Origin of the sequence: Amycolatopsis sp. SB7-3, assembly GCF_041021335.1 — a bacterium.
Lineage (GTDB): Bacteria > Actinomycetota > Actinomycetes > Mycobacteriales > Pseudonocardiaceae > Amycolatopsis > Amycolatopsis japonica.
Genome location: NZ_JBFPJQ010000005.1, coordinates 1 through 18309, shown reverse-complemented (window position 1 = coordinate 18309; position 18309 = coordinate 1). Strand labels below are relative to the sequence as shown.

General features: G+C 69.2%; 22 protein-coding genes. 12 read left to right on the top strand and 10 right to left on the bottom strand.

Annotation, left to right across the window (positions count from 1 at the left end; all coding sequences use genetic code 11):
• Positions 1-5: 5 nt before the first annotated feature.
• Positions 6-1451 (bottom strand): alpha/beta hydrolase, encoded by a 1446-nt coding sequence (locus tag AB8M46_RS30525; RefSeq protein ID WP_394362449.1) that lies wholly within the window; start codon positions 1449-1451, stop codon positions 6-8.
• Between the two features lie 245 nt (positions 1452-1696).
• Between AB8M46_RS30525 and AB8M46_RS30520 the strand changes: the two genes are divergently transcribed.
• The 6 genes from AB8M46_RS30520 to AB8M46_RS30495 are packed head-to-tail and all read left to right on the top strand — an operon-like array spanning position 1697 to position 4863.
• Complete coding sequence (locus AB8M46_RS30520; RefSeq protein ID WP_037345013.1) at positions 1697-2161, top strand: Asp23/Gls24 family envelope stress response protein; 465 nt, start codon at positions 1697-1699, stop codon at positions 2159-2161.
• Between the two features lie 41 nt (positions 2162-2202).
• On the top strand, positions 2203-2379 hold the full coding sequence (locus tag AB8M46_RS30515) for a hypothetical protein (RefSeq protein WP_016335849.1): 177 nt from the start codon (positions 2203-2205) through the stop codon (positions 2377-2379).
• A gap of 5 nt (positions 2380-2384) precedes the next feature.
• Complete coding sequence (locus tag AB8M46_RS30510; protein ID WP_016335850.1) at positions 2385-2771, top strand: Asp23/Gls24 family envelope stress response protein; 387 nt, start codon at positions 2385-2387, stop codon at positions 2769-2771.
• Complete coding sequence (locus AB8M46_RS30505) at positions 2768-3295, top strand: DUF6286 domain-containing protein (RefSeq protein ID WP_394362448.1); 528 nt, start codon at positions 2768-2770, stop codon at positions 3293-3295. The genes AB8M46_RS30510 and AB8M46_RS30505 overlap by 4 nt, the downstream gene beginning before the upstream one ends.
• The gene (locus tag AB8M46_RS30500) at positions 3292-3858 is read left to right on the top strand and encodes an alkaline shock response membrane anchor protein AmaP (protein WP_394362447.1); all 567 of its coding nucleotides are present in this window, start codon (positions 3292-3294) and stop codon (positions 3856-3858) included. The genes AB8M46_RS30505 and AB8M46_RS30500 overlap by 4 nt, the downstream gene beginning before the upstream one ends.
• A gap of 60 nt (positions 3859-3918) precedes the next feature.
• Positions 3919-4863: an SDR family NAD(P)-dependent oxidoreductase gene (locus AB8M46_RS30495; RefSeq protein WP_394362446.1), complete on the top strand. Its 945-nt coding sequence runs from the start codon at positions 3919-3921 to the stop codon at positions 4861-4863.
• Here AB8M46_RS30495 and AB8M46_RS30490 read toward each other — a convergent pair.
• From AB8M46_RS30490 to AB8M46_RS30480, 3 genes are all read right to left on the bottom strand, one after another.
• Complete coding sequence (locus AB8M46_RS30490) at positions 4850-5557, bottom strand: anti-sigma factor domain-containing protein (protein ID WP_394362445.1); 708 nt, start codon at positions 5555-5557, stop codon at positions 4850-4852. The genes AB8M46_RS30495 and AB8M46_RS30490 overlap by 14 nt on opposite strands.
• The gene (gene sigK, locus AB8M46_RS30485; RefSeq protein WP_016335855.1) at positions 5554-6150 is read right to left on the bottom strand and encodes an ECF RNA polymerase sigma factor SigK; all 597 of its coding nucleotides are present in this window, start codon (positions 6148-6150) and stop codon (positions 5554-5556) included. The genes AB8M46_RS30490 and sigK overlap by 4 nt, the downstream gene beginning before the upstream one ends.
• A gap of 95 nt (positions 6151-6245) precedes the next feature.
• Positions 6246-6713 (bottom strand): MarR family winged helix-turn-helix transcriptional regulator, encoded by a 468-nt coding sequence (locus AB8M46_RS30480; RefSeq protein WP_394362444.1) that lies wholly within the window; start codon positions 6711-6713, stop codon positions 6246-6248.
• Positions 6714-6799: 86 nt separating this feature from the next.
• Here AB8M46_RS30480 and AB8M46_RS30475 point away from each other — a divergent pair, with 86 nt between their 5' ends.
• Positions 6800-7906, top strand: coding sequence for a cytochrome P450 (locus AB8M46_RS30475; protein WP_394362443.1), 1107 nt, complete (start codon positions 6800-6802; stop codon positions 7904-7906).
• Between the two features lie 45 nt (positions 7907-7951).
• Here AB8M46_RS30475 and AB8M46_RS30470 read toward each other — a convergent pair whose 3' ends face one another.
• The 4 genes from AB8M46_RS30470 to AB8M46_RS30455 form a co-directional block, all read right to left on the bottom strand.
• The gene (locus tag AB8M46_RS30470) at positions 7952-8158 is read right to left on the bottom strand and encodes a CsbD family protein (RefSeq protein WP_016335858.1); all 207 of its coding nucleotides are present in this window, start codon (positions 8156-8158) and stop codon (positions 7952-7954) included.
• 98 nt (positions 8159-8256) lie between these two features.
• On the bottom strand, positions 8257-8673 hold the full coding sequence (locus AB8M46_RS30465; protein ID WP_394362442.1) for a VOC family protein: 417 nt from the start codon (positions 8671-8673) through the stop codon (positions 8257-8259).
• A gap of 28 nt (positions 8674-8701) precedes the next feature.
• Positions 8702-9583, bottom strand: a complete 882-nt coding sequence (locus tag AB8M46_RS30460; RefSeq protein ID WP_394362441.1) for an alpha/beta fold hydrolase — start codon at positions 9581-9583, stop codon at positions 8702-8704.
• Positions 9583-10083 carry a hypothetical protein gene (locus AB8M46_RS30455; protein ID WP_037344996.1) on the bottom strand — a complete coding sequence of 167 codons (501 nt, stop codon included), beginning with the start codon at positions 10081-10083 and terminating at the stop codon, positions 9583-9585. The genes AB8M46_RS30460 and AB8M46_RS30455 overlap by 1 nt, the downstream gene beginning before the upstream one ends.
• Before the next feature lie 138 nt (positions 10084-10221).
• On the opposite strand from AB8M46_RS30455, the gene AB8M46_RS30450 reads away from it, so the two are divergent.
• Together AB8M46_RS30450 and AB8M46_RS30445 are read left to right on the top strand one after the other, a co-directional pair.
• Positions 10222-10833 carry a LysE family translocator gene (locus AB8M46_RS30450; protein WP_037344995.1) on the top strand — a complete coding sequence of 204 codons (612 nt, stop codon included), beginning with the start codon at positions 10222-10224 and terminating at the stop codon, positions 10831-10833.
• A gap of 11 nt (positions 10834-10844) precedes the next feature.
• Complete coding sequence (locus AB8M46_RS30445) at positions 10845-11492, top strand: B3/4 domain-containing protein (RefSeq protein WP_394362440.1); 648 nt, start codon at positions 10845-10847, stop codon at positions 11490-11492.
• Here AB8M46_RS30445 and AB8M46_RS30440 read toward each other — a convergent pair.
• A complete protein-coding gene (locus AB8M46_RS30440) occupies positions 11479-12408 on the bottom strand; it encodes a Ku protein (protein WP_037344992.1) in 930 nt (309 codons plus the stop codon). The genes AB8M46_RS30445 and AB8M46_RS30440 overlap by 14 nt on opposite strands.
• Before the next feature lie 440 nt (positions 12409-12848).
• Between AB8M46_RS30440 and AB8M46_RS30435 the strand changes: the two genes are divergently transcribed.
• The 3 genes from AB8M46_RS30435 to AB8M46_RS30425 all read left to right on the top strand — a co-directional run bounded on the left by AB8M46_RS30435 (position 12849) and on the right by AB8M46_RS30425 (position 17093).
• Entirely contained in the window at positions 12849-15755 is a 2907-nt protein-coding gene (locus AB8M46_RS30435; RefSeq protein ID WP_394362439.1) for a BTAD domain-containing putative transcriptional regulator, read from the top strand.
• A gap of 87 nt (positions 15756-15842) precedes the next feature.
• Positions 15843-15965 carry a hypothetical protein gene (locus AB8M46_RS30430; RefSeq protein ID WP_005155025.1) on the top strand — a complete coding sequence of 41 codons (123 nt, stop codon included), beginning with the start codon at positions 15843-15845 and terminating at the stop codon, positions 15963-15965.
• Positions 15966-16019: 54 nt separating this feature from the next.
• Complete coding sequence (locus tag AB8M46_RS30425) at positions 16020-17093, top strand: SagB/ThcOx family dehydrogenase (protein WP_394362438.1); 1074 nt, start codon at positions 16020-16022, stop codon at positions 17091-17093.
• 357 nt (positions 17094-17450) lie between these two features.
• On the opposite strand, the gene AB8M46_RS30420 is transcribed toward AB8M46_RS30425, so the two are convergent.
• A partial coding sequence (locus tag AB8M46_RS30420; RefSeq protein ID WP_394362437.1) for a DUF222 domain-containing protein occupies positions 17451-18309 on the bottom strand: 859 nt, incomplete at its 5' end.

Genomic DNA, 18309 nt, shown 5'->3' with positions numbered 1-18309 from the left:
CAGCATCACACGGGACCGCCGGTACAGCGGGCCGGGGCGGCGGGAATCGTCGAATCGACCAGATACCGGCTCACCGCATCGTCCACACAGGACGATCCGCCGCCGAAGACGGCGTGCCCGACGTCCTCATTGGACAGAAGCACCGCGGATTTGAGGCTTTCCGGCAGCCGCCGCGCCCAGCCATACGGTGTCGCGGCGTCCTTCGTGGTCCCGACGAGCAGGATGGGCGGCGCGCCGTCCGCCCGGATCGTCCTGGACGGAGCGGCGCCGGTGGGCAGGAAGGCGCAGCCGAGCGCTTCCGTGCCGGACGAGAGCCGGGAAACGCGGCGAAGCTCTCGCGCGGCGTCCTCGTAGGCCGCCAGATCGGTGGGATGGGTCCGGTCGAGGCAGTTGACGACGGTGAGCGCGTCGGTCGTGTCGGTCGAGGTCTCCGGCTCGTCGGCGGGCTCGTCCGACGAGCCGTCCGAGGGAGCGTCGGCGCCGAGGATGATTTCCGACAGCTCCGCCCAGTCCGCCGGAAAGGTGAGCTTCGCGGAGATCTCCGAACGAAGAGCGCTCCCTTCACCCGCTTTGTCCGCTTTGGCCAGTACTCGGTCCACGGTGGCGAGGATCTCGGTCTCGTCGCGGCCGGGGCACGGTTTGCCGGTCCTCGTGGCACATTGCTTCGCGTAGGTCAGCAGGGTGTCTTCCACGCCTTTCGCCTGCTCGACGGTGTCGGCCCGCCAATCGAGGTAGGTGTTGTCGACGCCGTCGAGCACCATGGCGCGGATCTTCTTCGGGAACCGGTCGGCGTACAGCTGGCCGATCCGCGTGCCGTAGGAGTAGCCGAGGTAGGTCAGTTTCTCCTGGCCGGTGACCACCCGCAGGACGTCGAGGTCGCTGACGACGTCGTCGGTGCCCAGGTGCCGCAGCACGTTCTCCCCGGTGTTCTTCAGGCACGCCTCGGCGTACTGCCGGGTGCTCGGGACCTCGGCGCCGATCAGCGGCAGGCCCTCTGGAGCCTTCGAAGCGGGTTCTCCCTCGGTGTCGCAGCGGAGCCGCGGTTCGCTGCCGCCGATCCCCCGCGGATCGAAGCCGACCAGGTCGAACCTGGCGCGGACCGGGGCGGGCCAGGTGCCCGCGATGTCCTTCACCATGGCGACGCCGGACTGCCCGGGGCCGCCCGCACCGGCGACGAGCGTGCCGATCCGCTCCCCCGGCCGGGTCGCCGCGGCCTTGATCACCGGCAGCGTGAACTTCGGCCCGTCCGGCCGCCGGTAGTCCACGGGCACGGTCAGCTTCGCGCACTGCAGGGCTTCGCAGGGGCGCCAGTCCAGGGTCTGCCGGTAGAACGACGCCAACGCCGGCTCGCGCTCCGGTTCGTCCACTTTGGTCACCGCCGCCGGAGTTCCTTGCGATGGAGTACATCCGGCGACCAGCGCGAGCGACACCAGCACGCACTTCCAGCTCACTCGAAACCTCTTTCTTGGAGACACCTGACGATCCAACCCCGCCGCCCGCCGCGTGCACGACCCTCGACGGGAGGGAAAAGGGCGACGGTGTCGGCCGCGGGGACTAGGCCGAAAGACATACCCGCCGGCGATGAGATCCAGACCACACGATCGGGTCGTGACGATCTTCGCGCGGCTGGGTCTATTGAGTGTGGAAGCGAAGAACTTCCACCGCAGGCAACGGAATCCGAATTGAGGAGATCGCGATGACGAACACCGCCACCACCGCCAAGCCGAACTCGAACTCCACCGCCCCCGCCGAGAACAGCGCGCTCGTCTCCACCCAGGGCGTGACCACGATCGCCGACACCGTCGTGCAGAAGGTCGCGGGCCTCGCGACCAGGGAGATCACCGGTGTCCACGCGCTGGGCGGCGGCGCCGTGCGGGCGTTCAACGCGCTGCGCGAGCGCATCCCTGGCGCCACCGCGTCCGCCGGGCAGGGCGTCTCCGTCGAGGTCGGCGAGCGCCAGGCCGCGGTCGACCTGCAGATCGTCGTCGAATACGGCGTCGCGATCGCGGATCTCGCGAAATCGGTGCGCCGCAACGTGATCGGCGCGGTCGAGCAGATGACAGGACTCGAGGTCGTCGAGGTCAACATCAACGTGTCCGACGTGCACATCCCGGGCGACGACGACGCCGACGACAACGCCGAGTCCGGCCGCGTCCAGTGACCATCGGCGCCGGTCCGCGCCAGACAGCAAGGAGAACGTTCATGAACGCCACCCAACTCGGCCTGTTGACCGGTCTCGTGCTCGGCGTGGCCGGCGCGTTCGGCGGCTTCGGCGCCTTCCTCGTCGTGCTCGTGCTCGCCGCGCTCGGCCTGCTGGTCGGCAGGTTCCTCGACGGCAAGCTCGACCTTTCGGCCCTGGCGGGCCGCGACAGGGGCTGATCGCCATGACGACCATGACCGCCGCCGCGCCCGGAACGGACGGGCGCGGCGGGCTGACCGTGGCCGACGGCGCCGTCGAACGGATCGCCGCGCGGGCGATCACCGAGGTCGACGGCGTCGGCGGCGCGGCTTCCCGGGTGCTCGGGATCGCGGTCGGCGGCGAAGACCTCGACCAGGGTGCCAAGGTGAGCGCGCACGTCACCGGTTCGACGACCACTTTGGACGTCCGGCTTTCGGTGAAGTACCCGCTTTCGGTGCGCGCCACCACCGAGGCCGTGCGCGAGCATCTGATCCGCCGCGTCGGCGGGCTCTCGGGCCTGACCGTCACGCGGGTCGACATCACCGTCACCGCCCTGCATTCCGGGGAGACCGAGACGAGGAGGGTCCGATGAAACGGCGTCCACGCCGCAGCGTCCCGGCCGTGCTGGTCGCCCTCGTGGTGCTCGCCGGCTGTGTCCTGGCCGCCGCCGTCGCGGTCCAGACGATCATCGGGGAGAAACCGTGGATCAGCTACGACACCGTCGCGTCCGCGCTGCACGATCTCCGATGGAGTGATCCTCTTCCGGCGATCGCCGGCGGCGTGGTCGCGCTGCTCGGTCTGCTGCTCCTCGTGAGCGCGGTCGTCCCGGGGAAACCGACGGTGCTGCCGCTCGAAGGCGGCACGGATTCAGGCGCCTCCCGCCGCAGCTACCGATCGACCCTGCGCACCGCCGCATCCACTGTGGACGGTGTCTCGGCGGCGAAGCTCAAGGTGAAGCGGCGCGCGATCGTCTCGGTGGTGACCACCGGGCGGACGAACACCGCGGGGCTCGCCGACGCCGTCCGCTCCGCCATCGAGCACCGCCTAGCCCAGATCGGCCCCGCCACCGTTCCCGCCGTGCGGGTCCGGGTCAAGGCCACCAGGAGCGCGTCATGACCGACCTCAACCGTCCCGCCCGGCTGAACCGCACCCTGCTGGTGCTGACCGGGCTCGTGCTGATCGCCGGTGGCGGGTTCGCCGTCGGCACCCATTTCGGCCGGATCCCGCTGCTGGATCCCGGCACCACGCTCGTCCCCGGCACCGCCATGCCGCCCGCGTGGGTCTGGTACGCCGTCGCCGGGGGCGCGGTGCTCCTCGGGCTGCTGGCCCTGCGCTGGCTCGTCGCGCAGCCCGTCCGCAAACCCAAATCCCACACCTGGCGTTTCGAGCAGGACACCGGCCGGACCGCGCTGGCCGCGAACACCGCGGTGGACCCCTTCACGGCGGAGGTCGCGACCTACCCCGGCGTCCACGCGGCGCACGCCACGCTCGGCGGCACCCAGGACGCGCCGGTGCTGGCCGTGGTGCTGAGCGCCGAACAGGACGGCGATCTGGCCGCGATCCGTGAACGGATCACCGAAGAGGGCTTGCCGAGGCTGCGTCAGGCACTGGATCTCGACGAGCTTCCGATGACCATCGAGTTCCGTTTCTCCGCGAAGGCCGGGCCCCGCATCCGGTAAGAGGTTTCCGCGGCGGCCTCGCCGGGAAGTCGCCTACCACGACCGAGGAGGAGCATCCGCATGTCCATCGTGACCCGCGCCGCCGACACCGTGCTCGACCGGACCCTGCTCGGGTACGGCAACATCGGATACCTCCTGCGCCGGACCTGGTGGCCGGAGGATCCCGCGCCGGACGCGCTCGCCGGCAAGGTCGCCGTGGTGACCGGCGCGAAGGCGGGCCTGGGCAAGGCCACGGCCATCGGCCTGGCGAAGCTGGGCGCGACCGTCCGCATCGCGATCCGCGGCGACGGTGACGCCGCCCGCGCCGAGATCGAGCGCGCCGTCCCCGGTTCGCGGATCATCGCCGACCACTGCGACGTCAGCCTGATCTCGTCCGTGCGCGACTACGCCAAGAAACTCGACGGCGAGGTCGACATCCTCGTGCACAACGCCGGTGTCATGCCCGCCGAACGCACGGAAACGGCCGAGGGCAACGAACTCATGCTGGCCACACATGTACTCGGCCCCCATCTGCTGACCGCGTCGCTCCGGCCGAAGTTCGCCGACGGCGCGAGGGTGATCTGGGTCAGTTCCGGTGGCATGTACGGTCAGCCGCTGCGTGCCGACGACCTGCAGTACCGCCGTGACGAGTACAAACCGGCCGCCGGCTACGCGCGCACCAAACGGATGCAGGTGGTGCTCGCCGAACTCTGGGCGGACCGGCTGGACGGCTCCGGGGTCACCGTGCACTGCGCCCACCCCGGCTGGGCCGACACGCCCGGGGTCGCGACCTCCCTGCCGACGTTCCGGAAGCTGACCGGCCCGCTCCTGCGGAACCCGGAGCAGGGCGCGGACACGTTCGTCTGGCTCGCCGCCGCCGCGGAACCGGGCCGGTACAACGGCATGTTCTGGCACGACCGCGTCCAGCGCCCGACGCACTACCTCGGCAAGACCCGGGAAACCGCCGCGCAGCGCCAGGAACTCTGGCATGCCTGCGAGCGGCTGACCGGCGCTAGGACAGATTGACCATGACGACCGCCGGAACCGTCGGCGCGGGCGAACCTCCGGCCGGTTCCGCGGTGATGCCGACCCGGTCGATCCCGCCCGGCAGCTCCGCGAGCACCGGCTGAGTCCGATGTGGACCGTCCGGCGCCAGCAGACCGGCGGAATGCACGCCGCTCGCCCCGATGAGCCACACCTGATACGCCTTGCCCGCCGCGAGGGGCGGGAGTTCACCGGCCAGTACCACGATCTTGCCCTGGCTCCGCGACGTCACGACCGTGGTCGTCCCGCGTTCGGCACCCTTGACCGTCGAGGCGTCGGGCGCGGTGAGCACGGCGTTGACAGAGGCCAGCTGCTGTTGCGCGGGGTCGGCCCCTGGATCGGTGGTCGTAGTGACCAGACCGAACACCAGCGCTCCGACGGCGGCCGCCGCGGCACCCCAAAGAGCGACCCGGGTCTTCACGACCCCGCCGCGACGCGCGAGCGAGGGCGGCCACTGACGCGTGTGGGCGACCCGCGTGAGTGTCGCTTCCCTCAGCCTCGGTGGTGGCGCGGCGGCCAGCGCCCTTCCCAACCGCGCGGCGGTCTCCCGGAGCTCCCGGACCTCTTGGCCGCACGCGGGACAACCCCGCAGGTGCCGTTCGAACGCCGCGGCCTCTTCCGCCGGGACGGCGTCCAGGGCGTAAGCCCCGGTCAACGTGTGCAGCTCGGCGGTCATTGCCCCACCCCCAGGCAGTCGCGCAGCCGGATGAGGCCGTCGCGGATGCGGGTCTTCACCGTGCCGGGCGCGGTGTCGAGCACCTCCGCGACCTCCGGGTACGTGTAGCCGTTGTAGTAGGCCAGCACCACCGATTCGCGTTGCAGGTCGGTCAGCGCGGACAGGCACTGGCGCACCCGCTGCTGCTCCAGGTTGCTGATCGTGGACTCGGCGACCTCGTCGAAGGGCCGCCGGAAATCGAGTCGGCCCGCACGGTCGTCCCGGTCGAGCGCGGCCTGATGCGATCGCACCCTGTCCACCGCCCGCCGGTGCGCGATGGTGAGCACCCAGGCCAGCGTGCTCCCCTTGCCCGGCTTGAATCGCGCGGCCGTCCGCCACACCTCCACCAGGACCTCTTGGGTGACCTCCTCGGCGAACGTGCCGTTGCGCACGACCCTGTTCACCACACCCCACACCGGTCCCGCCACGACGTCGTACAGGTCGGCGAACGCCTGTTCGTCGCCGGCCGCGACCCGTTGCATCAAACTCGTCTCGGCGGGCTCCGTTCCGGTGCCGCCGCTTCCGCGCGGACTCGTCCGCACACCCTCGACCATCAAGCTGCCTCCACCTCACCCGACGCCCGGCTACGCGGTTACCAGGGCGTCCGGGAGGGATTCGGTGCCGAGAGCGGATCGGACTGGTCCGCCAGTCAAGCCTGTTCGTCGAGCACCTTGTCCATTGTGGACTTCAGCTGGCGGAGGAAGCCCTCGAAACGCTCGATCTCTTCCGGCGGGTACTGCGCCACCAGGGCCGCGAGCCCGGCGCTGAACGGGCCGAAGAACTCCCGCGCGGGCGCCTGGATGTCGGCACCGCTGCGCAGCGTCACCACCCGGCGGTCGGTGTTCTCCCTGGTCCGCACCACATAGCCGAGGTTCTCCAGCCGGTTGAGCAGGTTCGTGGTCGCGCCAGAGGTCAGGGCGATGCGTTCGCCGAGCCGGGCCGGGGACAGCGGCGAGCCGGTGTCTTCGGCGTAGAGGATCTCCACCAGTGCGGCGGCGTCGGTGGCGTGCAGGCCGAGCCAGTCCGCGAACCGCCGGGTGAACTCGGTGTAGTTCGCCCCGAAACTCCGGAGGCCGTCCAGGAGCGACGCGCTCCGCGCCGCGACATCGTCCGCCATCACCCCTCCTCGGTTCCGTGCTTTGACAACCTACCGGCCACGAATATACCTTCATGGTGAAGCTACTTTCTCATGAAGGAGTTTTTTTGCTCCCCGATCCGTTCGCCGCGTCGACCCGCGGCATCACCGAACCCGACCTCGTCCGTCCCGCGCTGAGAGCCGCCGGCCCGCTCGTGGAAGTGGCCGCCCCCGAGGGCGGAAGCGCGTGGATCGTCACCGAGGAGAAGCTGGCCCGCGAAGTCCTCTCCGATCCCCGCATCGCCAAGGATCCGGCGCTGGCCCCCGCGGGCTGGACCGCACTCGAACAGACCGCCGCCGAACAGCCGTCCCTCACCACGCTGGACGGACCCGAACACACCCGTCTGCGGCGAGCGCACGCCCCGCTGCTGAGCGCCAAACGGATCCAGGCGCAGGCGGACCGGATTCACCGGATCGCGCGCGCCCTGCTGACGGACCTCGGTAACGAGACCGTCGATCTCATGGACGGGTTCTCCACCCGGTTCCCGTTGACGGTGCTGCTGGACCTGCTCGGCATCCCGCTCCAGCTGCTCGACGCGGCCGTGGACGCCTGCCGCCGCATGTCGGATCCCGGACCGGGTGCACAGGGCAAGGCCATCGCCGCGATCGCGGATCTGGCCGCCGCGGGGCTGACGCCGAACCGGAACGGGCTCGCGACCGAACTACGCGACAGTCTCCCGGTCGGAACGTCCGAAAAGGACCTGCGGTATCACCTGTTCGCGTTGATCTTCGCCGGGCAGCTGACCACCGACGCTTCGATCGGCTTCCTGATCTCGCGGCTTCTGAACGGGGACAAGGCATCCGTGAACGACCTCGTCCGCGAAACGCTCAAGGACCATCCGCCCGCGCCGTTCACGCTGTGGCGGTTCACCACCGTGGAGCTCGACCTCGCCGGGATCCGGCTCCCCGCCGGGGCGCCGGTGCTCGTCGACATCCAGGGCATCAACACGGACCCGGCGAGGAAACCGGGCCCGGATCTGACTTTCGGCGCGGGGCCGCACTTCTGCGTCGGCGCCCAGCTCGCACAGCTCGAATTGCGCGCGGTGGCGACGGTGCTGCGCACGGACTTCCCCGAAGCCCGGCTCGCCGTGCCGTACGGCGAACTCCGGCAGACGTTCCTCGGCGGCATCCAAGGCACACGGCTCACGAGCCTGCCGGTGCGGCTGCGCGGCTGAACCGGGCCGGGGCGCGGAAACCGCCGCCCCGGCCCGAAAGGACCGCTACTTCTTGAAGGTGTCGCGGATCTTGTCCGCCGCGTCGCCGACGGCGTCCTTCACGTTCTCGACGGCGCCCTTGAGGCCGGCCTTCGCCTGGTCCGCCTGACCTTCCGCGCGCAGTTCGTCGTTACCGGTGGCGTCGCCGGCGGCCTCCTTGGCCTTACCGCCGAACTCTTCGGCCTTGTTGCTGATCTTGTCGCCCAACGACATCGGGTCCTCCTCCGTCCGTGGCGCCCGGATCGTGCGCCCTACGTCCGAAGGACAGACGAAGATCGGGATTCGTCACGCACACGGACGGGTGATCGCCCTCACCCCACTCGCCACGGCATGTGCTGGAGTGTCCAGGTGTTGCCGTCCGGATCGCTGAACGCCGCGTAGAAGACGCCGCCCATGTCCTTGACCGGGCCGACCTCGGTCCCCTTGGCGATGAGCGCGGCGCGCGCCTCCTCGATGTCGGCGACCACCAGATGCAACCCGCGCAGGGATCCGGCCGGCATGTCCAGCGACGCGATCCCGGTGGCCAAGGTGATCGAGCAGGCCGAACCCGGCGGAGTGAGCTGGACGATCCGGACCCCGTCGGCCGGACGCACGTCGACGTCGAGGTGGAAACCGAGCTTTTCCGTGTAGAACTCCTTCGCCCGGTCGATGTCGCTGACCGGCACCGGGACGAGTTCGAGCAGGAACGTTCCCGGCGGGACCGGGGGCGCGGGCTGGGGGTCGGTCACGGTCGTTCCTTTCGCGGGAGGGGTCTCACTAAAGCAGAGACGCCACCGCGGCGGCGAACGCTTCAGGTGCCTCCTGAGGAACGTTGTGCCCCACCCCCGGGAGGACCCGATGCGTGTACGGCCCGGTGAAGTGCTCGCGGTCGCCCGCCGCGCTGGGCCCGCCGACGCCGTCGTCCCCGCTTTCCAGCACCACCGACGGCACTGTGATGGCGGGCTCCCGCGCGATCAGGTCTTCGAGCGCCTGATACCGCGGATCACCCTCCGCCAGACCGAACCGGTGCCGGTACGAATGGATGACGACGTCGACGAAATCCGGATTGTGGAGGCTCCGCGCGCTTGCCGGGAACGCCGCGTCGGCGCCGGTCCACGTCGGCGACCAGGTGCGCCACAACAACGCGCACAGCTCATCGCGGTTCTCCGTCAGCCCTCGGCGGCCGCGCTCGGAATGGAAATAATACTGGTACCAGTACGTGCGTTCCCATTCCGGCGGCGCCGGTTCCCCGGCGTAGGCGAGGTTCTGGACGTTGTAGCCGTCCACCGACACCAGTCCGCGCACGCGTTCGGGCCGGAGCGCCGCCACGATGCACGCCGCGCGGCCGCCCCAGTCGTATCCGGCGACGACGGCGTTTTCCAGGGCCAGCGCGTCCATGAAGTCGAGCAGATCCTGCGCGAGCGCGGCCTGCTGCCCGGAGCGGGGCGTGGCGTCGTCGAGGAACCGCGTCCCCCCGAACCCGCGGAGATACGGGACGTACACCGAGGCGCCGCCCGCCGCGAGGACCGCGGCGACCTCGTCATAGGCCCGGACGTCGTACGGGAACCCGTGCAGCAGGATCACCGGCGGCCCGCCCGCCTCGCCGAGGTGTTCGTATTCGATCTCCAGGACCGGCGTGGTGACGCGCTTCGTCGCCATCAGCCGGACCAGCCGCTCAACCTCGTCAAAAGCCGTTCCAGGACTTCGGGATCGGCGCCGACGGGCTCACCGGAGACGGGTTCGTCCACCAGCGTGCGCCGGTCGCCGCGCCTCGGCAGCCGGACCTGTCCGGCCGACAGGCCGCCGGGCAGCGGCAGCTCGCACCAGACGGTCACGCCGCCGGTCGCACTCGGCGCCACCCCGGTCCGCTCGCCCGGCGCGGGCGTCGGCACCGGAAGGCCGTCCAGTTCGTGGTCGACCTCGATGACCAGCACGTCCGACCGCAGGCGCAGTCTGAGCGTCAGGAACGGCGGCTCCTTCGGATCGGCCGCGTCGACCAGCGTGCCCACCAGTCTGGCGGCGGCGGTCTTCGCCTGATCGAGCAACGGCCGCAAGGACCAATCCGACAAGATGAGACGGACGAAGAGCTCGGAACACAACACGGCGTTCGGTTGTGCCACCAGCCGGAGGTCGTCCACCTGGGAAGTGCGCGCGCTCAAACCAAGGCCTTCCTCGTCGACGTGCGAGCGTGCATCATGCCACTCCATCCGGTGAACCCGTCGATCAACCCTTTGGTCCAGTGGAGCGGCACGGGTTTGGCTCTGTCCACGAGGCCAAACAACGCGCACAGTGACCTCGTGAGCATCGCCTTCCTGATCACCACGCTGGTCGTGGTCGCCACGCCCGGCACCGGCGTGGTCTACACCCTTTCCGCCGGGCTGGCCAGGGGAAGACGCGCGAGCGTCCTCGCCGCGACCGCCTGCACCCTCGGCATCGTCCCCCACATGATCGCCGCGATCACCGGCCTCGCCGCGCTGCTGCACGCCAGCGCGGTGGCGTTCGAGATCCTCAAGTACCTCGGTGTGGCGTACCTGCTCTACATGGCGTGGGCGACGCTGAAGGACCGGGAAGCCATCGTCGTGGAGGGCGATCCCGAACCGACCTCGGCGCTGCGGACGATCACCTCCGGCGTCCTGATCAACGTCCTGAACCCGAAGCTGACACTGTTCTTCTTCGCGTTCCTGCCCCAGTTCGTCCCGGCGGGCGAGCCCGGTTCGCTCCTCCGGATGCTGCTGCTGAGCGGGGTGTTCATGCTGGCGACCTTCGTGGTGTTCAGCGTGTACGGCGTCCTCGCCGCCGGCGTGCGGCACCACGTTCTGTCCCGGCCGCGCGTGCTCGCCTGGCTCCGGCGGATCTTCGCCGGTTCCTTCGCCGCGCTCGGCGCCAAACTCGCGTTCACCACCCAGTAGACAGGTCCAGCATGCGACTCCAGCACCACCCGGACATCCGATCCGCCCACCCCGGCCTTGCCGTCGGCACGCTCCAAGCCACCGGGATCACCCCGGAACTGCCGGTCGATCTCGAGAAGTTCGTCGCGCGGGCGACGCGGCGGCTCGCCGACGGCCCGGAATCGGAGTTCCCCGAGATCCAGGCGTGGCGGCGGGCGTTCGCCAGGATGGGCCTGAAGCCGACGCAGTACCGCTGCGCGTCGGAGTCTTTGCTGCGCAGGCTGCGGAAGGAAGGCACGCTCCCCCGCATCCATCCGGTGATCGATCTCTGCAACGCGGTTTCGGTCGCCTACGCCATCCCGGTCGCGGTGCTCGACATCGCGAAGATCAGCGCCTCGCTGGAAGTCCGGCACGCGCGCGGCGACGAGAAGTACGTGACCTTCGCCGGCACGGTGGAACAGCCGAACCCCGGTGAGGTGATCTTCGCCGACGAGGACGGTCAGGCCCACGCGCGGCGATGGACGAACCGGCAGAGCGGGCACTCCGCGGTCTCCGCCACGACGTCCGACGTGCTGATCGTGTCCGAAGGGCTGCACGCGACGGCGGCGGAGGACGTCCGGCTGCTGATCGAGGCGATCGCGGGCGAACTCTCGTCGGCAGGCGTCGTCACGAGGCTTTGAGCGCCTTCTCCAGGCTCGCGCGGTTCATCTTCGACCGCCCCTTGATGTCCCGCTCCCTGGCCAGCTTGTCCAGTTCTGCCTTCGACAGCGAAGAGAGATCCTTCTTCGCTGCCGGCTTCTTCGCCCCGGACTTCTTCTTGGCCTTTCCGCTCTCCACGCTCTTCGAAAGCGCCTCGAACAGGTCGACGACCTTCGTCGGCTCCCCGGGCTCGGTGGCGGGCGTGATGGTGTCGCCCTTCTTCTTGGCCTTGATCAGCTCCCGGACACGGTCGGTGTAGGTGTCGCGGTACTCCTCGGGCCGCCAGTCGTCGCTCATCGCGTCGATCAGGTTGACGGCCATGTCGAGTTCCTTGCCGCGCGCCTTCGCCTTGCCGGGGAGGTCCGGCAGCTGCTCGGCGGGATCCCGCAGGTCGGCCGCGAAATGGAGGGTGTTGAGCACCATCACGCCGTCACCGGAGCGCACCAGCGCCAGGTATTCGCGGCCGCGCATGACGAATTTGGCGATCCCCGCCTTGCCCGACGAGTCCATCGCCTCGAGCAGCAGCGCGTACGGACGCTCGAACTCGTCCTTCGCGGGCGCGAGCCAATAGGTCTTGTCGAAGAACATCGGGTCGATGGCGTCCAGCTCGACGAAGCTCTCGATGTCGAGCGACTTCGACCGACCCGGCGCGATCTCGTCCAGTTCCTCCTGCTCGACGACGACGTACTCGCCGCTGTCGAGCTCGTAGCCCTTGACGATGTCTTCGTAGCCGACTTCCTTGCCGGTGCGCTCGTTCACCCGCCGGTACCGGATGCGGTCTTCGGTGCCGCGCTGGAACTGACGGAAGTGCACCGTATGGTCTTCGACCGCGCTGTACAGGCGGACCGGGACGGTCACCAGACCGAGCGAAAGCGAACCGCTCCAGACCGGGCGCATGGGCACACTCCTCTCCTCCACCGACCTGGTACCCGTGATCGCGGAGGATCACACCTGGTCATGGACGCGGAGAAGGGGGCTACCAGGGCGGTTGGCCACCCCCAGTACGAAGGCCAACCGCCGCGGAGCCCCTACCCGCGGTTCGGCGCGCTGCCCCGTCGGGCCGAGCCGCAGCTGTGCCTTCAGCTTTCCAAGGGCCTGCATCGGAATTACATCGGCTCTCCACCGCCGGACATCCGCGCAGTTCAGGGGCCGCGGGGCGTAGAATCGGAAAGGTTTCAGGGCGGGCCCGCGCACGCCTGTTAGGCCGAATGCAGTACGGCGTGCCCCGCGCCGACCTGGCTGGAGGCCGAAGCGGTGGGCTAGGGTGCCGATCAGCCGGCGAACGGACTGGAGGTAGTGCGTGAGCACGCTCACGGCCTCGGACGACATAGTCGCATATGACCGCTGATCGTCTACCCGATTCGGCGGGATCGCCTCGAACCGCCGTCCAGAGTTCCCAGCTCGGCTTCTCCGTTCTCGGCCCGCTCGAAGCCGAAGTCGACGGCGTCCCCGTCCGGCTGGGCGGGCGCCGCGAACAGCGTCTCCTCGCCGCTTTGCTGATCAACGCGGGCCGGCTGGTCCCGGTGTCGTACCTGATCGGCACGATGTGGCCCGAGAATCCGCCGAAGACCGCGGTCCGCCAGGTCAGCAACGCGATCGCGCGGCTCCGGCACGACCTCGGGGTGGCCCGGTCCGCCGTGGTCACCACCGGATCGGCGTACCGCGTCGTCATCAGCAGCGCCTCGCTCGACTCGGTCCGCTTCGAAGCCGACTACAACCAGGGCGCCGAACTCCTCGCGGCCGGGCTGATCTCCCAGGCGGCCGCCAAACTGGCCGACGCGCTCGCGCTCTGGCGCGGCCCCGCGTTCGACGGTCTCGAGGGCGACGCCATCGAGCAGACGGCGCGACGCCTCGACGAAGAACGCCTCGCCGCCAGTGAGCTCCTCATCGGCGCCAGGCTCCGGCTCGGCGAGACCGAGGCGGCGGCTCGCGAGGCCTTCGACCTCGCCGCCTGGCATCCCACCCGCGAGACCCTGCAATGCCTCACCATGCTGGCGCTCTACCGGGCAGGCCGCGCCGCCGACGCGCTCCGGACGTTCGACCGGACCAGGATCGCGCTCGCCGAGGAACTCGGCGTCGACCCGAGCGCCGAGCTGAGCGCGCTCCACCAGCAGATCCTGCGCGCCGACGCCGAACTGATGGAGGACGGCGCGCTCGTCCGGTACGGCGTCGGCGGGCTCCGGGCCGGGATGGACACCGGCGGGCGACGCGAGGACGCGGACGCGCAGAAGGCGCTCTTCCCCCGTCCCGCGCAGCTTCCCGCGGACCTCCCCGCGTTCGGCGGCCGCGCCGCGGAACTGCGGACCGTCCTCGAAATCGGCCAGGACGACTCCTCGGCGGGGCCGCGGCTGATCGCGATCGACGGCATGCCCGGGGTCGGGAAGACCGCGCTGGCCGTCCACGCCGCGCACCGGCTCGCCCCGTTGTTCCCGGACGGGCAGCTGTTCGTGAACCTCGAAGGGTTCTCGCCCGCCGGAGACCCCGTCGATCCGGGGACCGCGCTCGAGGCGCTGCTGCGGTCGCTCGGCATCCAGGGTTCGGACATCCCCGCCGGGACCGAGCAGCGCGCGGCGCTGTTCCGCAGCTGCCTCGCCGGCAAACGGGTGCTCCTGGTGCTGGACAACGCCATCGGGGCGGCGCAGGTGAACCCGCTGCTGCCCGGTGCGGCGAGCTGCTGCGTGCTGATCACCAGCCGTACCCGGCTCGTGGACCTCGACGGCGCCGAACTGCTCTCGCTGGAACCGTTCAGCCGGGCCGACGCGGTGGATCTGCTCGGCCGGATCGTCGGGCCCTCCCGGTTGAAGCGGGAATCGCCCGACGCGGCCGATCAGGTCGCGAGCCTGTGCGGTGATCTCCCGCTCGCGCTGGCCGTCACGGCGAGCAGGCTGCGCGCGCGGGCGTCGTGGACGCTCGACTTCGTCGCCAGGCAGTTGCGTGACGAGCGGAACCGGTTCGGCGAGCTCACCGCCGGCGAACGCGACGTCGCGGGCGCGTTCCGAGTGTCCTATCTGAACTTGACCGAGACCGAACGGCGGGTGTTCCGCCGGTTGAGCCACCATCCCGGTGCGGCGTTCGATCTGCACTCGACGGCGGCCTTGGCGGAAGTCGACCTCGCCGAGGCCCGACGGCTCGCCGAACGTCTCGTCGACGTGAACCTCCTGCGTCAGCCGTCGATGGACCGCTACGAGATGCACGACCTCCTCCGCAGCTACGGTCGCGAGCTCCTGCTCGCCGAGGAGCCCGAGCACCAGCGCGAGGCGATGATGCGGCGGCTGTTCGACTACTACCGCAGCACCGTCGCGGCCGCGATGGAGTTCATCGACCCGGATTCCGAGGAGGAACCGGGCGGCCTCGAGGTGCCGAAGAGCGAGTTCGGACAGTCCTTCGCCGACTACGACCAGGCCGCGCACTGGATGGACGCGCAATGGCAGAACGTGCTGCCGGTGGCCGTCGCGATGAACAACCATCAGCAGTACTCCGACCTCGTGCCCTTCTGTTCGGCGGTGTGGCGCTACTTCGACAACCGCGGCTACTACCGGCAGGCCAGGGAGCTGGAGACCCTCGCCCTGTCCGCCGCGCGGGTCACCGGGAACGTGGTCCTCGAGTACCAGGCCCTGCACATGTACGCGCTGACCCTGTGGCGGCTCAACGAGTTCACCGAGGCGAACCGGCTGTTCAACGAGGTGTTCGAACTGGCCGCGACCACCGGCGACATCCGGATGCAGTGCCGGGCCAGGGGCAATTCGGGGGTCACCCACTGGCTCAAGGGCGAGTCGGACGAGGCGATCGAGCACCTCGGCTGGGTCCGGGAGACCGCCCACGCGCACGGCAGCGTGCTCATCGAAGCCCGCGCCAGGCACCGGATCGGACTGATCCACACCGAGAGCAGGCGCTATCCCGAAGCCGCCGAGGAACTCGACCAGGCACTGCGGCTGGCGCAGGAGAACGAATCGCCCGATCTCGAGGCGGAATGCTTTCTCGCCCTCGGTATCAATTCGCGCGGACTCGGTGACGGCGCGCTCGCGGTCAGTCAGTTGACGACCGCGGTGGAAGTGCTGGAATCGACCGGGAATCGCAGCATGCTGCCCATCGCCCACAAGGAGATGGCGTTCGCGTTCGACATTCTCGGTGAGCGACTGAATGCGGACCGTCATCGCCGGTTCGCATTGCGCCTCTACACCGATCTCGGCATTTCGGAGTCGCCAGAGGTTCGCGAACTCAAACAGCGCCTGAACGATTACTAGGCGTAATTAGCCGTTCTGCTCCGGTACTCTGTTGGCGTAGGTATATTCGCTTGACCGGAGTAACCGTTCACGGAGAGGATCGACGGCATGCACGATGAGGACGACGACGAGTTCTTGTACGAGCTCGAAGCGGAGTACAAGGCGCAGAGCACCTGGGGCGGGTTCGAGCCGCCGCCGAACGGCGGGCCTCCTTTCCGCTCGCGACACTGAATCACCTGAAGTATTCGGAAAGTATTTACTGGGGACTGGGGCACAAGACATTCGATGCTGGTCAGGGTTTCCTCTTGCGGAACGCTCTATTGGTCCGATGGTGACGTCGTCTGGGACGATCACCTCGGACATCGCCAGCTCAAACTCGCCGATGGAACCGAACGCGTCCTGCGCTGGTTCAGTTCTTGGCGAGAACCGGAATCGGTCCGCGAAGCGGATGAGAATCCCGAGATCGGGGAAAGGCTCGTCCGTATCGCGCGAGCGATGATCCGGTACGAAGTACTGGTGGTCAAAGGTTCTCACCGGCAACAACGTGAAGAAGAGATCCTTCGGGATTGGGGCCCTTGGGGAACGTCCGCGCGGGCGTTTCACTTCGGCACGCGTTCGTTGCGCGAGACCGAGTTCACCACCAGCGAAACGACGGCGAAAACCTTGCTGGAGAAGGCGAAGGTCAGCCCTCCGCCTTCTCCGGTGAGGCCGGCGGGTGAGCACGACACGATCGCGTTGCCCGAACCGTCACCGGAACCACTGAACACCATCGGGCTCGGCGAGGCGCTGAGCCGGCGCAGAAGTGTCCGCGAGTTCGGTGAAGAACCCTTGCGGCTGCGCGATTTGAGCGCGCTTCTCACCGCGGCCAGGCCGACGAGGCCGGAAACGCATCCCGACATCCCCGCCACCGGGAACGTTTTCAAGACGAGCCCGTCCGGCGGGGCGCGGCATCCGACAGAGGTGTACGTCTACGCGAGGAACGTCGAGGATCTGCCCCGGGGCGTCTACCACTACGACGGCTTCCGGCACGGCCTCACGCCGCTGGACGGCAAGATCGACGACGACCAGCTGATCGCGCTCGCCGGCGACCAGCAGTGGACCGGGAACGCCGGCGCGCTGCTGATCTACACGAGCGTCATCGAGCGGAACCAGTGGAAGTACCCGGTGAGCCGCACGTATCGCGTGCTGCTGATGGACGTCGGCCACCTCAGCCAAACCGTGTACCTGCTGGCGACCGCGCTGGGCCTGAACGTCACGTTCACCGCCGCGCTCCGCGACGAACTGGTCGAGGACCTCATCGGGTGTGATCCGGCGAACGAGCTGGTGCTCGGTATGTCGGTGGTGGGCAATCGCTTGTGATGGCTTCGGTGATGGGGTGTGGCCGGATTTCGGCGACGGCTTCACCGCGGCGGCCAGCCGGCCGGGGGACGCGGTCCCCGCGCGAGCATCGTTGAGCGATCGCCGATTCCCGGCGACGTAGCGGATCCACGGCACCGCCAAGCACGGCGCCGAATGCCTGCTGGTGATCTTCACTCAAGCCGTGGCCGGATTTCGGCGACGAAGCCAGAAGTGGTTCCCAAGGCAGTCCCGCCTGGTCGGGTCTAGCCAAGCAATCGGGACCTCGGGTGGCTCACGCTCGCGAGCCGTGGCCATTTTCTGGCGACCGGTCACAGTGAGGCCTGATGTCAGGCGCCGTTGCCGTTTTCCGGCGAGGGCTCAGAACGGTGGTGCTTCGTCGCGGGGTTCGTGCAGTGGGGGTGGGGTGCTGTCGTAGCTCTGCCCGGTGGGTGTGGTGATCGTGAGAGTCCCATCGGAACCCAACCGGTAGTTCCACCCAGGCTCGTCCTTCAACCGATGGTCGCGGCGGCACAGATCGATCAGCTCGGTATCGGAGGTGTGGCCGCCGTGTTGCCAGGGCAGGGAATGGTCGAGGTCGCAAGCCTGGGCCACACGATGACACCCGGGTCTTCGGCACTCACGGTCCCGCACCCGCACGAACTCGCCCAATCCCGCCGTGGGCCGATACCGATCCCGGCCGAGGTCGAGAACCTGTCCCGAGAGCGGGTCGGTGATGATCCGCCGCAGCACCGTATTCGCCCCGGACGCGATCTCCCGGGCCAGCGAGGCGGGGATATGCCCATGCCCGGCCATCTCGGCGGGATCATCGTTCAACCCCAAATACGTCTGAAGGTCCATATAGAGGAACACCTCCGACCGTTCACTCTTCCCACCCTGACCACCCAGCAGAAGATCAAGGGCGACATCCGCACGCAACTGATCCAGGGTGCGGGTCTCCCCGCCGGCGCGCAGGGCGCGGGCTTCGCGGTCGATCCGCGTGTAGGCGGCGGCCACCTTCTCGACGGGCCCGTCTTCGACTTCGATGGACGCCACGCCGGTGTCACCTTGTCGTACGGTCAAACGACGTCCGCCGCGGTTGCGTTCGGCCCGGCGGGAGGCGCCCTCGCGGTCGGCCATCATCGCCGCATGGTTGGCCGCTTTCCGGATCTGATCGGAGTTCCGATTCGGGATCCGATCCTCCAGGACCGCGTCCACCGCACGGGCGTCCTCGTCCGAG